The sequence below is a fragment of the Streptomyces yongxingensis genome, assembly GCF_055597465.1.
Genome location: NZ_CM145717.1, coordinates 10159075 through 10172577, shown reverse-complemented (window position 1 = coordinate 10172577; position 13503 = coordinate 10159075). Strand labels below are relative to the sequence as shown.

11 protein-coding genes are annotated in these 13503 nt (G+C 71.8%); 7 read left to right on the top strand and 4 right to left on the bottom strand.

Translation table 11 applies throughout. The annotated features are described in order from the left end of the window. Positions 1-63 precede the first annotated feature (63 nt). The gene (locus ACZ6TD_RS43085) at positions 64-282 is read right to left on the bottom strand and encodes a type A2 lantipeptide (protein WP_137976382.1); all 219 of its coding nucleotides are present in this window, start codon (positions 280-282) and stop codon (positions 64-66) included. 464 nt (positions 283-746) lie between these two features. Continuing rightward, positions 747-1766 carry a glutathione S-transferase family protein gene (locus ACZ6TD_RS43080; RefSeq protein ID WP_471347001.1) on the bottom strand — a complete coding sequence of 340 codons (1020 nt, stop codon included), beginning with the start codon at positions 1764-1766 and terminating at the stop codon, positions 747-749. A 222-nt stretch (positions 1767-1988) separates the two neighbouring features. Between ACZ6TD_RS43080 and ACZ6TD_RS43075 the strand changes: the two genes are divergently transcribed. Further along, positions 1989-2954, top strand: coding sequence for a DMT family transporter (locus ACZ6TD_RS43075; protein WP_471346999.1), 966 nt, complete (start codon positions 1989-1991; stop codon positions 2952-2954). Positions 2955-3132: 178 nt separating this feature from the next. On the opposite strand, the gene ACZ6TD_RS43070 is transcribed toward ACZ6TD_RS43075, so the two are convergent. Next, positions 3133-4710 (bottom strand): helix-turn-helix domain-containing protein, encoded by a 1578-nt coding sequence (locus ACZ6TD_RS43070; RefSeq protein WP_471346997.1) that lies wholly within the window; start codon positions 4708-4710, stop codon positions 3133-3135. A 239-nt stretch (positions 4711-4949) separates the two neighbouring features. Here ACZ6TD_RS43070 and ACZ6TD_RS43065 point away from each other — a divergent pair, with 239 nt between their 5' ends. After that, complete coding sequence (locus ACZ6TD_RS43065; protein WP_471346996.1) at positions 4950-5435, top strand: hypothetical protein; 486 nt, start codon at positions 4950-4952, stop codon at positions 5433-5435. A gap of 68 nt (positions 5436-5503) precedes the next feature. On the opposite strand, the gene ACZ6TD_RS43060 is transcribed toward ACZ6TD_RS43065, so the two are convergent. Continuing rightward, complete coding sequence (locus ACZ6TD_RS43060; RefSeq protein ID WP_471346994.1) at positions 5504-6112, bottom strand: TetR/AcrR family transcriptional regulator; 609 nt, start codon at positions 6110-6112, stop codon at positions 5504-5506. A gap of 174 nt (positions 6113-6286) precedes the next feature. Between ACZ6TD_RS43060 and ACZ6TD_RS43055 the strand changes: the two genes are divergently transcribed. The 5 genes from ACZ6TD_RS43055 to ACZ6TD_RS43035 all read left to right on the top strand — a co-directional run bounded on the left by ACZ6TD_RS43055 (position 6287) and on the right by ACZ6TD_RS43035 (position 13374). Then, positions 6287-7510, top strand: a complete 1224-nt coding sequence (locus tag ACZ6TD_RS43055; RefSeq protein ID WP_471346992.1) for a cytochrome P450 — start codon at positions 6287-6289, stop codon at positions 7508-7510. Between the two features lie 152 nt (positions 7511-7662). Continuing rightward, positions 7663-8805 carry an amidase domain-containing protein gene (locus tag ACZ6TD_RS43050; RefSeq protein WP_471346990.1) on the top strand — a complete coding sequence of 381 codons (1143 nt, stop codon included), beginning with the start codon at positions 7663-7665 and terminating at the stop codon, positions 8803-8805. A gap of 152 nt (positions 8806-8957) precedes the next feature. Beyond that, positions 8958-9719 (top strand): GNAT family N-acetyltransferase, encoded by a 762-nt coding sequence (locus ACZ6TD_RS43045; RefSeq protein ID WP_471346988.1) that lies wholly within the window; start codon positions 8958-8960, stop codon positions 9717-9719. Positions 9720-9977: 258 nt separating this feature from the next. Continuing rightward, complete coding sequence (locus ACZ6TD_RS43040) at positions 9978-12485, top strand: beta-glucosidase (protein ID WP_471346986.1); 2508 nt, start codon at positions 9978-9980, stop codon at positions 12483-12485. A 94-nt stretch (positions 12486-12579) separates the two neighbouring features. Beyond that, entirely contained in the window at positions 12580-13374 is a 795-nt protein-coding gene (locus ACZ6TD_RS43035; RefSeq protein ID WP_471346984.1) for an SDR family NAD(P)-dependent oxidoreductase, read from the top strand. Positions 13375-13503: the final 129 nt, after the last annotated feature.

Here is a 13503-nt window from a genome sequence, read left to right as displayed (position 1 = left end):
CGTGGACCGCCGAGTGCCCCGGACCAGGCAGGCCCGGGGCACAGGGAAGGCGGTGCGTCAGCCTCAGAGGCTGCCGACGACCCCACCGACGATGCCGGTGGTGTTCAGGCCGGTGAGACCGTCAACCGTGCCGGTAGCGGTGCCGACGGCGCCGGTCACCGGGCCGGTGACGGTGTCGACGGTGCCGAGGACGTCGCCCACCGGGTTGCCGATCCCGCCGGCCACGTTGTCCAGTTCGGCGTCGGAGATCTCCTGGGTCGCGACCTTGGGCGCGTTGTTCATTGTTGCGTCTCCCTTGGGTGACTGTCTCGTTGAGCTTGCAACAGCGCATGGGTGCCGAGGGGAATCGGCACCCACGGCATGGTCACGGGGTTCCGGTGGGAACCGGGGATCCGTGGATGCCTTAGCGCGGAAACGGATGTAATCACGGGGCTCGCCAACGCTGCGAATCAGCCACGGCCCGGAACCGGGCATTCCGCCACTTTCCGATCACACGGCAGGCACATGCGCGCACCTCATCGACGCCGTTCCCTCACAGAAAGGTCACCGAACTCACCTGACACCGCGTCCCTTGTGCGAGGTGACGCGCGTCATGTCGGGCCTGGCCGCCGCGGCTGGGGCCGAGGTGGCACGCCGGCCGGGGCGCACACATGGCATCTGTGTAACAGGTGTGCCGATCACTTGAAGACCGGGCGAACGAAGCGACATGCGGCGCCGGGCGGCACGGGAATGCGACATGTGCGACTTCAAGCCACCCGGCCCTCTTCCGGCACCACCTCGCCGTCCGGCACCGGCCCGGGTGCGGTGCCGTCGCCGAACGGGCGCCCGCCCAGCTCCTCCCGGTGATGCGGCGTCAGCCACCCGGAGAGGTCGGGGCCGAGCGGGACGATGCGGCGGGGGTTGATGTTGGTGTGCACCTGGTAGTAGTGGCGCTTGATGTGGTCGAAGTCGACGGTGTCCCCGAAACCCGGCGTCTGGAAGAGGTCGCGGACATACCCCCACAGCACCGGGTCCTCGCTGAGCTTGTTGCGGTTGCACTTGAAGTGGCCGTGGTACACGGCGTCGAACCGGACCAGCGTGGTGAACAGCCGGATGTCGGCCTCGGTGATGGTGTCGCCGACCAGATACCGCCGCGTGGCCAGCCGCTCGGACAGCTCGTCGAGGCGGGCGAAGAGCCGTCGGTACGCGTCGTCGTAGGTGTGCTGGTGCTCGGCGAAGCCCGCGCGGTACACACCGTTGTTCACATCGCGGTAGATGCCCTCCGCCACGTCGTCGATCTCGTCGCGGTGCTCCTCGGGGTACAGATCCGGGGCGCCCTCGCGATGGAGGGCGGTCCACTCGGTGGCGAGGTCCAGGGTGATCCGGTGGTAGTCGTTGGTGACCAGTTGGCCACTGGGCACGTCCACCACCGCGGGCACGCTCACCCCGCCCGGATATCCCGTCTCGCGGGCGTCGTACGCCTCGCTGAGGAACCCGATACCCAGCACCGGGTCCCGGTCCCCCGGGTCCAGGGTGAAGCGCCAGCTCCGCTCGTCCTGGATGGGGTCGGTGACGGCCAGCGACAGGGCCGGCTCCAGGCCGAGCAGCCGCCGTGAGACCAGCGCGCGGCTCGCCCAGGGGCAGGCCCGGCTGACCACCAGCCGATAGCGCCCGGCCTCCACCGGCCAGCCGTCCCGGCCGTCGGCGGTGATCCGGTCGGCGAAGTGCGGCGCGGAGCGGCGGAACTCCTCGCGCTCGCGGGGTGTCTCCTGGTCAGCGGTGTTCAACGGGACCACCTACCACCTTCCGAAGCGGGAACCGTCGTGGACGGTCCGGGTCGCGGGTCGGCTGCCGAGGCTCTGGTGCCACGGGTGACACCTACCCGGTTCCACATCTCGGGACGGGGTATTCCTCACGCAACGGACAGGGTGGCGATACGGAACGGGTGGCGCCGGGGCGGCGCACCAGCGTTCAAGACCGGAGGCGAGGCCACGGGCCAGGGTCGGGACATGCCTGAAGACAAGGGATGGAAGAGCCCGTACCTCCTGCTCACGGTCACCATGCTGCTGTGGGGCAGCGCCTTCTCCAGCTCCAAGTCGGTGGTGGCCCAGCTGCCGCACTCCGTGGCGGCGCTGCTGCGCTTCGGTGGCGGGGCGGTCGCCCTGCTGGCGGCGTTGGCGGTCTTCGGCAAACCGGCGGCCACCCCGGTTTCCGCGCGTGGCGGCGGGCGGCGGGCGGCGCTCGCGGGCGTCCTGGGGGTCTTCGCCTACAACGGCTTCTTCTTCTGGGGGCTGTCCCTGGCGCCCTCGCTCGACGCGGGTATCGTCATCCCCGTCCTCAGCCCGGTGCTCACCAGCGCCTTCCTCCTGGTCACCGGCCGTGAGCGGGCCTCCGGGGGGCGGCTGGCGGGGCTCGCACTCGGGCTCGCCGGGGCGGTGGTGTTCTTCTTCGGCGCGGGCGGCAGCGCACACGGCGGCACCACCCGGCTCTCGGGCGATCTGCTGTATCTGCTCAGCGCGGTGTGCTGGGCCGCGTACACGCTGATCGGGCCCCGGGTGCTGGCCGGGATCGACCCGCTGCGCGCCACCACGTACGCGACGTGTGCGGGGGCGGTGCTGCTGGGGGCGCTCGCCGCACCCGACCTCGGCGAGGTGCACTGGGACGGACTGCCTACCGGCCTCTGGCTGAACGTGGTGTTCCTCGCCATCGGCCCGGCCGCCGTGGCCAATCTCCTGTACTACCGGGGAGTGGGTGCGGTGGGTCCCGCGTCCGCGTCCTTGATGATGTTCATGGTCCCGGTGGTCAACACCGTGTGCGCCATGGTCTTCCTGGGCGAGTCCTTCGGCGGTCTGCAGGCACTGGGCGCCCTGGTGCTGTTGTCGGGTGCGGTGCTCGCCGTCACTCGGGGACGTGTACCGGCACGTCCCCGAGCGCGAACCACGCCCACCGCGGGAAAGAGGCCCTCGGAGCTGTGAGCACCGTACGGCGCCGGTCTGCATCACTCCCCTCGTGGTGATACAGACCGCCCGCCACGCTGGGAGGCGGGGCTTCGTTCCCGCGCGGTGCGGCAGGAGTGACGCTAAAGCCGATCATGCAGGCGGACAACGGTGCACGGTGCGCATCGCCCGCCCGCGACATGTGCACGGTGCGCAGTCAGTCCGCCGGGTGGAGCCCGGTGATGTGCAGGGCGTGCACCAGGTCGTGGATCCCGGAGCCGGTGGTGAGCAGGTCCCGGCCGAGCAGGTGTTCGGCGGCCCGCAGATGGGCCCTGACGGTGTTCCGGCTGAGACCGAGACGGCGGGCGGTCCGCTGGGCGTCGGTGTTCGCGTCGATCCAGGCGCGCAGGGTGGTGTGCAGATCGCGGGAGCGGGTGTCCTGGAGCGGGCGGAGGAACTCCCGCGCCCAGGCGTGGGTGGGCTCGGTGCGGAACAGCTCGTCCAGGGTGGGCACCGGCCGCCCGCGCTGGGCGCCGAAGCCGCCATCGGGCTGCCCTCCGGTCAGGCAGAAGGCCAGGTCGAGTGCGGCCCGGGTGCGTACGTCGCCCAGGTCCAGGCCGAGGCTGGCCTCCACCCGGCTGAGGTGGTGGGACACGGTGTTGCGGCTGATGTCCAGCAGCCGGGCCACGGCGGACCGGGGGAAGGTGACGGCGAGCCGGGTGATGTCCAGGGTGGCTCTCGGGGTGGACCCCAGCGGCCGCAGCAGGGCGTGGGCCCAGGTGTCCGCCTCCGCGTGGGACAGCAGGGGCATCAGCGGTGTCCGGCCGAGGTACGCGGCCACCCGCTCGGGCGTATGGCGCGCCGCCGCGAGGGCGTGCAGAGCCTGTCCGTACGCCTCGGCCGTCGCGCCGAGCGGATACGGGCTGCTGATGCCCAGCGCGTAGTGCGGGTTGTCCCGCACCAGGCGGCGCAGCACCGCACCCTGGCCGTGGGCCGTCTCGGCGTCGGCGGCGGAGCCGTGGGGGGCGGCGTCGGGCTCGGCGTCGAACCGGCCGTCGGCCTCGTCGGTGGACCCGTCGTCGGACCCGTCCGCGGACCCGTCCGCGACGAGACAGATGAGGTGCTCCTTGAAGGCCGGGCAGTGCACCATCAGACCCGTGCCGTGATACCCCGAGCCGTCCTGGTAGGTCTGCGCCAGCCGGTCCCGGTCCTCCGGCGGGCAGTGCAGCAGATAGACGCGCAGCCGCTCCGCGTCCAGCAGCGCGGGGACGGCGCCGGTGGTCATCCGGCGGGCCAGGGTGAGATCTCCCGCGAGCAAGGCGCTGAAGACGGCGAACCGCAGCTGGCGCGCCTTGTACTGGTAGCCGCGGAAGGTGGTGTCCGCGCCCCGCGCCCGGTCCAGGAGCGCGATGAGACTCCCGGCGTGCGACACCAGCGACGCCGCTTCGCGGGTGGGCGCCGAGGTGCCCGCCACCACCAGCACGGGGCGTGGCGCGTGCGGGCCGAGCGCCTCGAGACGCACCTGAAGGGCGCCGCTCTCGGTGGCCGCCGCGGCCATCTGCCCGCCGGACAGCCGTGCCAGCGTCGGTTCGAGCGCGGGCAGGATCTGCCGCGGGAAGCGCGCGGTGGAGGTCTCGACCGCGCCCGCGCCGCCGACCAGCGCGACATGGGCGTCGATCTGCCGGCCCAGCCAGTCGAGTACCGGCCGCGGATCCGCCCCGGTCCCCCGGCTCATCTGCCGCCGCACCTCGTGCAGCAGCTCGTCCAGCCGCCCGGTGTGCGCCCGTGCCTCCACAGCCGTACTCCTCCTCACCCCCGCGCCACGTCGTCCCGCGCGGGCCGATCGGCGATCCGCGCTCCGACGTACTTTATTGACCGGTACACGGGGCCTCGGCCGGTGCCGTACGTATCAGGCCGGTTTCGCGGGGGCGGGCCTGTCGCATCGGGAGTGTCCGCGCAGGCCAGGGCCCTTCATGGGGGCGTGGCGGGGCCTGTTAGGTTGACGTGCTCAGTTGTACGGGGAAAGGAGTTCACGTGCGCAAGGCAGTGCACATGGCGGTCGCTTCGGTCATTGTCGGCCTTGTCGTCAGCGGCTGCGGAGGCGGCGACGACGGGAAGAAGGAATCGAAGCCGAGCGGCGGAGCCACCAAGGCCACTCAGTCCGCCCAGCGGTCGCCGAGTTCGGGCCCGTCGGCCCGGGGCACGGTCATGGAGCGCTCGGCGGGCTCCTGGAAGTCCATCGTGGCGGCGAAGTCCGCCGACGACCTGGAGACCCTCACCATCGCGGACGGCAAGGTCACGGCGAAGGGCCCGAAGCTCGACTGCACGGGCACGCTCGAGCCCGGTCAGAAGGGCGGCGAGGACGAGCCATCCCTGACCCTGTCGTGCAAGGGCGGCAGCGATGGAGGGCGGGGCCAGGGCACCGTCGGGATGAAGGGCGACGACGCGCTGGCGATCAACTGGAAGGGCCCCGAGGGCGGCTTCGGCGGCCCCATCGACAGCTTCCGCCGGGCGGGCTGACCCTCAGGACACACATCAGCGTTCAGCCGCTTGACGAAGCACCACGCCGAACGGCTCGGGACCGGCCTTCAGGCCACCGAACGGAACAGGCCCTCCAGCGCCCTCGCCACCTGGTCGGTGGAGAGCGGGTCGTCGACACCGCCCGCCGCGTAGATGCCCCGGTCCAGCTTGATGCCCCGCGTCATCGCGCCGAGCAGCGCGGCCAGTTCGGTGCCCCGCAGGGCGGGCCGGTGGCCGGCCCGGTCGAACAGCCCGTCCAGCATGGTGCCGATGCGGCGGCTGAACCGCTTCTCGTGGTCCACCAGCGCGACGGCGGCGTCGCCGTCGCGGAGCGCCATCAACCGGAATTCGAGGTGGATGAAGACCCAGCGGGTGTCCAGGTGCTCGCCGTTGAAGATCTCGGCGAAGGTCCGGGCGAGCTGGGGGGCCAGGTCCCGCTCGGTGTCCATCTCGTCGATGCGCTCCCCGATGTAGTCGGCGGTGCGGTCGCTGTGCCGTCGGAAGACATCGAGGAAGAGCTTCAGTTTGCTGTCGTAGTTGGAGTAGAAGGCCCCGGTGGTCCTGCCCGCGCACTGGCAGATGTAGCCGATCGACGCCCCGTGGAAGCCGCGTTCGGCGAACGCTCGCTCCGCCCCGACGATCAGCGCTTCCACGGTCTTGGACCGCTGCGGCGGCATCCGTGTGCCCCTCTCCCCCAGCTGTTCGGAAACCTGGCCAGATCCGTACGGTAGCCGATCTGTCCCTCTGTTCAGTAGGGAACCCTATCGGTAGCGTTCCCTATCGAAGGCTGCGGCTGACGGCTCCGGGACGTTCGCCCCGGGACAGTTCGAGGATCACGAAGGAGAGCCATCGTGAACGCTCCGATGCCCACGACCCATGACGACCTGCGAGACCTCCACGACCTCCCTTCGTATCCGAAAGAGCGGGACGACTACATCAACCCGGCACGCGCACTGCTGACCGGGCCGCCGATCAGCCCGCTGAGGTTCGCCGGCGGCAGCGTCGGCTGGCTGGTGACCGGCTATCACGAGGCGCGGGAGGTGCTGCGGGACCCCCGGTTCAGCGCCGAGCGCTGGCGTGGCGACGACACGATGCGGCCGGTCCCCGAATCGGTCCGCCGGGACCGGAGCAGCGGGGCGGGGTCGTTTCTGGCCATGGACGCGCCGGAGCACGGCCACTACCGGGGGCACCTCACGCGGTACTTCACGGTGCGTCGGATGCGGGAGCTGGAGGCCCGCATCGAGGACATCGTGGCCGACCAGCTGGACGCGCTGGAGGCGGCGGGCAAACCGGCCGATCTGGTGCGACACTTCGCCCTGCCCATCCCCTCACTGGTGATCTGCGAGATGCTCGGCGTGCCGTACGAGGAGCGGGAGCTCTTCCAGTCCGTCGCCGCACGGCTGCTCCGCCAGGACCGCACCGATGAGGAGTTCGTCGCCGGGAAGACCGAGCTCGACACCTTCCTGCGCACCCTGGTCGAGGCCAAGCGCAAGGACCCGCGGGACGATCTGATCTCCCTGCTGACCGCCGTCGACGAGCTCAACGACGAGGAGATCGGCGGCATCGCGGGACTGCTGCTGATCGCCGGCCACGAGACCACCACCAACATGCTCAGCCTCGGCACCTTCGCCCTGCTGCGCGCCCCCGAGCAACTGGAGCGGCTGCGGGCCGACGAGTCGCTCCTCCCCCAGGCCGTCGAGGAGCTGCTGCGCTACCTGAGCATCGTCAACGCCTTCCCCGTCCGTATCGCGCTGGAGGACGTCGTCGTCGGCGGTGTCACCGTCGCGGCGGGCCAGTCCGTGGCCGTCTCGGTCCCGGCGGCGAACCGGGACCCGGCGCTGGTGGACGACCCGGACACGCTCGACGTCGGACGGCCCCGCAGCAGCCACCTCGCCTTCGGCTACGGCATCCATCAGTGTCTGGGGCAGCATCTGGCCAGGATCGAGCTGGTGGCGGGCTACCGCGGACTGCTCCGCCGGTTCCCGGGGCTGCGGCTCGCCGTGCCCCCGGAGGAGGTCCGGATGCGCAGCGACATGGTCATCTACGGAGCCCACGAACTGCCCGTCACCTGGTGACGGCCCCCGGGCGGGGCCCGGTCTCCGCACAACGGACACCGTCCGGTTTCCACACAACCGAAATCATCACATGACCTCCACAGGAACGGAGTTCATGTGATGATTCGGTGACCCCGGCCCGTCCGGTCCGGGGGTGTGGAGGGGAAATACACGTGAAGTCAACGACCTTCAGATCCGCCGTGGGGGCCGTGCTGACGGCGGCCCTGTCCGCCGTGGTCCTGCCCGCCTCCGCCGCGAGCGCGGCGGAGAGCCCGGCGGCGGCCGGCACCGTGGACACCGCGACCGCGCGGTCCTTCGGACGGCTGGCCGACGCGGTGCTGACCCAGCGCACGGCGGCTCTGCTGGACAACAACAAGCAGTCGGTGCGGCGCGCGGCCCCGCTCGCCGAGAGGAACGTCCGCCTGTCGGCCGGGCAGACCCGGACCGAGGACACCGCGCTGTCCACGCTGCGCACCCGCAAGGCGCGGCTCGCGGCCCTGGGCGAGGCGTACACCTCCGCCGACACCCGGGTGACGGTGGACCGGATACGAGTCGAGGCCGGGCACGCCACGGTCCGGGCCACCGAGACCACGACGCTGACCTACAAGAAGATACGTGGCGACGAGCCCGCGACCACCGGCTTCCAGGCGCACCACCGGCTGAGCTTCGCCGCCACGGCGGACGGGAAGTGGCAGCTGACCGGCCTCGCCTCGACCGACGACGGCCCGCTGGCGGTCAACGAGCCCGCCACGGGTCGGGTGGCGACGGCCGGGACGACGGCCCTGCCCGAGGCGACGCCCGCCGCCATCTCCAAGCCGTCCCAGCCGCAGACGAAGCCCGCGGGGAGCTACAACTACGCGGCGATGGCCTCGTACGCCGAGAAGTACTGGCAGAACTACAACCCCGCGTACCGGAAGTTCAACGAGGCCGGTGGGGACTGCACGAACTTCGTGAGCCAGTCCCTGAAGGCGGGCGGCTGGGCCAACAAGTCCGGCGACGCCGAGGACTACCGGAGCTGGTGGTACGACACCTCGTACCAGTCGACGTCCTGGGTGGGCGCCAACGAGTGGTCCTGGTTCACCCTGGACGCCAAGCGGGCCACCAACCTGGCGAACGTCTACTACATGGGCGTCGGTGACGTCATGCAGATGGACTTCGACAAGGACGGGTCCAAGGACCACACCATGATCGTCACCTACCGGAGCTCCAGCGGGGTGCCGTACATGACCTACCACTCGGTGAACACCTACCGGAAGTCCGTGGCGAGCATCATCGCCTCGTACCCGAACTCGCTCTACTACGCCTACCGCACCTGAGGCGCCCAGCGCCCACCCGTGTCCCCCCGTGACAGTGGACCCCGCCCCCGGGCGGGGTCCACCGCGTTTGCGCCCGGCCAGGGGCGGTGTGTCAGAGTGGACCGCCGCCCTCCCCATCCCCTCTCCCCTGTGAGCTCCTTCCCCCGAGAGTGATGCAGTCCACGACGTTCCCTTCCCGCACCGCGGATCTGTTCACCCAGGGCCTGGAGAACCGCCCGGGCTCCGCCCTGCTGCGCTTCGGCGCGGCGCGCCGACGGCCGGCCGACCGGCTCAGCTGGGCCGGTACCGGGGCCGTGGCCTGGCTCGACGGCTCCCGTGGCCATGTGTGGAGCGTCGGGGAGCCGGTGCCCGCCGCCGGGCTGGTGCTGGGCGCGGCACAGCGCCTCCCCGACCATGTGAGGGAGTTCACCGGCCCCCGTGGCACCGACGCCCTGGTCTCCCGCCATCTGCCACTCGCCGATGTGGTCGAGTGGGTCTTCCGCTGGACGCCGGACGAGCCGCCCGCCCATCCGGGTGAGGAGCGGGTGGTCGAGCTCGGCGAGCGCCACCACGAGGAGCTGCTGGCCTTCCTGCGGGAGCACAGCCCGGGCCATTCGACGGGCCCCGGCTCCGCCGGTATCAGCCTGTGGGCCGGGATCCGGGACGAGGACGGGCGGCTGGTGGCCTGCGGCGCGCTGAGCAGCCTGCGGGACAGCGGCGCCCCGCTGATGGCGTCCGTGGCGACCGACGCCCGGCTGCGCGGCCAGGGGCTCGGCGCGGCGCTGACCTCCTGGCTCACCCGGTACGCCGTACGCCGGTACGGCTTCTGCACCCTGTGGCAGCTCGCCGACAACGCCCCCGCCGAACGGCTCTACACCCGCCTCGGCTATCGCGACGAGGACCTCTGCGTGGCCGCGCGGATCGCCGCGCGCTGAGAGCCTGTGCGCCGCGCGCTGAGAGCCTGTGTCATACCCCCGGCCGGGCGTGCGAGGCCCGGCACGCACGCTGATCCGGCCGGGGATACGACACAGGCTCTGACCGGCGACACCTCGATCCCGAAACCCGGCGCACCCCGACGAGCGGCCGACCCCGTGATGTGATGTCCGCACGGTGTTCACCCGACGGACACCGCAGCCACGTCAGCACGCCTGCGTACACACACGTCTTCGAGCCGCGAGAGATGGAGTGACGCCATGCCGGGCGCCCTGTCACGCCGTTCCGCCCTGTCCTTCCTGGGAGGGGCGACGGTCATCGGCGTCACCAGTGGGGGCGGATGGCCGGTGGCCGCTGCCGAGCCCGCTTCCGGCCCCCGAACCGCCTCCGGACTCGCCCCCGAGCCCGGCTCGCGGGTGGACTCCCTCATCGGCCGGATGACGCTCGGGGAGAAGCTCGCGCTGCTGCACGGCGCGAAGGATTCCCACAGCCTCGGGCAGGCGGGCTACACCCCCGGTGTCCCCCGGCTCGGCATTCCGCCACTCCGGCTCGCGGACGGGCCCGCGGGCGTACGGGTCACCCGGCATGCCACCGCGCTGCCCGCGCCGGTGCTGCTCGCCTCCGCCTTCGATCCGGCCCTGGCGCGGGAGTACGGGCGCACCCTCGGGCGCGAGGGCCGTGCGCTGGGCCAGGACGTGCTGCTCTCCCCCATGGTCAATCTCATCCGCACCCCCTACGCCGGGCGCAACTTCGAAACCTTCGGCGAGGACCCCCTGCTCGCCTCCGAGCTGGTGGCCGAGGAGGTGCGCGGTATCCAGGGCGAGGGTCTGATCGCCACCGTCAAGCACTTCGCCATGAACAACCAGGAGCGCGACCGGGGGTCGATCGATGTCATCGTCGACGAGCGGACGATGCGGGAGATTGAGCTGCCCGGCTTCGAGGCGGCCGTACGGGCGGGCGCGGGGGTGGTCATGGGCGCCTACAACAAGGTCAACGGGGTCTTCGCGTGTGAGAGCGGGCCACTGCTGACCGGGGTGCTGCGCGAGGACTGGGGCTTCGACGGCTGGGTGATGACCGACTGGCACGCCGCCCACAGCACCGCGGCGGCCCTCGGCGCCGGGCTCGACATGGAGATGCCCGACGGCACGTACTTCGGCGGGGCCCTGCGGAAGGCGGTGGCCGACGGGACCGTACCGGAGGCCGAGGTGGACCGTGCGGTCGGCCGCGTCCTGACCGTCATGGACCGCTTCGGGCTGCTGGACGGCGGCGCCCCGGCCCGGCCCGGCCGGGACCCGGGGGCCGGGGCGCGCACCGCGCTGAAGGTCGCCACGGCGGGGGGCATCCTGCTGCGCAATGAGCGCGGCACACTGCCGCTGACCGGGCCCGCGGCCCGGTCGATCGCCGTGGTCGGGCCCACCGGCTCCGTCCCCTTCGTCAGTGGCGGCGGCAGCGCCCATGTGGTCCCCGACCACGCCGCGAGCCCGCTGGAGACGATCCGGGAGCGCGCCGGAAAGAGGGCCCGGGTGGACTACGCCCTGGGCGAGGACGTGTTCGGCAAGAAGATCCCCGCCGCCGCGCTCTCCCCGGCCACCGGGCTGGAGAAGCGGAAGGTGGCGGCGGGGAAGAGCTGGACGTACGAGGGCACCCTCACCGTCGCCGAGGCCGATGAGTGGACGTTCGTCCTGCACTTCAGCGGCCCGCCCACCGGCCGCCCGAAGGTGCTGCTGGACGGCGAGGAGCTGTTCCCGTTCCGGCCCGGCCTGGGCGAGTACTTCACCGGTGGCTTCCTCAGCGCCGCCCCGGACGGCCTCGCCGTGCGCCGGGCGGCCGTCGGGCTGACGGCGGGGAAGCACCGGCTGAAGGTCACCGCCGAGGGCGGCGGAAAGGGGCTGACCTTCCGGCTGCGCCGCACCACCTCCGCCACGCGCGCCGCCGATGTGGCCGAGGCCGTGCGCGCCGCCCGCGCCGCGCACAGCGTGGTGCTCTTCGCCTACGAGGACGCCACCGAGGGCAGGGACCGGACCACCATCGCCCTCCCCGGCCACCAGAACGCGCTGATCGCCGCCGTCGCGGGGGCCAACCCGCGCACGGCCGTCGTCCTCAACACCTCGTCGTGCACCTCGATGCCCTGGCTGAAGCGCACCGGCGCCGTCCTCCAGATGTACTACCCGGGTCAGGAGGGCGCCGCCGCCACCACCGCCCTGCTCTTCGGCGACGCCAACCCCGGCGGCAGGCTCACCCAGTCCTTCCCCGTCTCCGACGACCGCCATCCGATGGCCGGAGACCCCCGGCGCTACCCCGGGGTGAACGGCCGCGAGGAGTACTCCGAGGGCGTCCATGTCGGCTATCGCTGGTACGACGCCGAGGGGGTGCGGCCGCTCTTCCCCTTCGGCCACGGCCTGTCGTACACCACCTTCGCCTATGCGGGGCTGCGGCTGCGGCGGCGCGGAAGCGGCCTGGAGGCGGTCTTCACCGTGCGCAACACCGGGCGGCGGGCCGGGGCGGAGGTGGTCCAGGTGTATGTGGGGCCCTCGCCCGATCTGCCGCTGGACCAGGCCGAGCGGACCCTGGCGGGCTTCCGGCGGGTCCATCTGCGGCCCGGCCAGGCGCGGAAGGTGACGGTGCGGGTGGCCGCCCGGACGCTGTCCGCATGGGACTCCGAACGCCATGAATGGGTACTGGGCACCGGGCGCCGGACCGTGGAAGTGGGCTCCTCCTCGCGGGATCCGAGGCTGCGGGGGCATGTCGAGGTCCGCCATGGGTCCTGAGCGGCCACGGCCGTCGGCGCATCGGGCTACGCTAGTATGACGCGTGTGCAACTAAAGGCGCACGCAAGCAATAAGGCATCGACGAAGGAGCGCCGTGCAGATCGACCTTTCCGGTAAGACCGCCCTGGTCACCGGCTCCACGCAGGGCATCGGATTCGCCATCGCCGCCGGGCTGGCGCGGGCGGGTGCCCGTGTCGCCGTCAACGGGCGTCGGCAGGAGTCCGTCGAGGCCGCCATCGAGAAGCTGGAGGAGGACACGGAGGGCGGCTCGTTCGTCTCCGCTCCCGGCGACATCACCTCCGAGGACGGCGCCCGCCAGGTCACCCGTGCCGTGCCGGACGCCGATGTCCTGGTCAACAACCTCGGCATCTTCGGCGCCACTCCGCCGCTGGAGATCAGCGACGATGAGTGGCGGCGCTATTTCGAGGTGAACGTCCTGGCCGCCGTCCGGATGATCCGCGGCTATCTGCCCGGGATGAAGGACCGCTCCTGGGGCCGGATCCTGAACGTCGCCAGTGACTCCGCCGTCGTCATCCCCGCCGAGATGATCCACTACGGGACGTCGAAGACCGCGCTGCTCGCCGTCACCCGTGGCTTCGCCAAGGATGCCGCCGGTACCGGGGTCACGGTCAACTCGCTGATCGCCGGGCCGACCCACACCGGCGGGGTCGAGGACTTCGTCTACGAACTGGTGGACCCGGAGCTGCCCTGGGACGAGGCCCAGCGGGAGTTCATGGCCAAGCACCGGCCGCAGTCGCTGCTCCAGCGGCTGATCGAGCCCGAGGAGATCGCCAACATGGCGGTCTACCTCAGCTCCTCATTCGCCTCGGCCACCACCGGCGGAGCCGTGCGCGTCGACGGCGGCTACGTCGACTCGATCCTCCCCTGACGCTGGCCGCGGCGCCTTCCTGATGCCTGCGTCGCCGCCCCCCGATCCCCGCTTCCGCGCGCCCTTCCGGTGGGAACCGTTCCGCGCGGACCAGGGTTCCTAGGGAGCGAAGAAGCAGACGACCCGGGG

What these genes read in the sequence shown, in the direction of transcription:
- ACZ6TD_RS43085 (WP_137976382.1), bottom strand. Translation starts at nt 282, where the DNA reads ATGAACAACGCGCCCAAGGTCGCGACCCAGGAGATCTCCGACGCCGAA.
- ACZ6TD_RS43075 (WP_471346999.1), top strand. Translation starts at nt 1,989, where the DNA reads ATGCCTGAAGACAAGGGATGGAAGAGCCCGTACCTCCTGCTCACGGTC.
- ACZ6TD_RS43060 (WP_471346994.1), bottom strand. Translation starts at nt 6,112, where the DNA reads ATGCCGCCGCAGCGGTCCAAGACCGTGGAAGCGCTGATCGTCGGGGCG.
- ACZ6TD_RS43045 (WP_471346988.1), top strand. Translation starts at nt 8,958, where the DNA reads ATGCAGTCCACGACGTTCCCTTCCCGCACCGCGGATCTGTTCACCCAG.
- ACZ6TD_RS43040 (WP_471346986.1), top strand. Translation starts at nt 9,978, where the DNA reads ATGCCGGGCGCCCTGTCACGCCGTTCCGCCCTGTCCTTCCTGGGAGGG.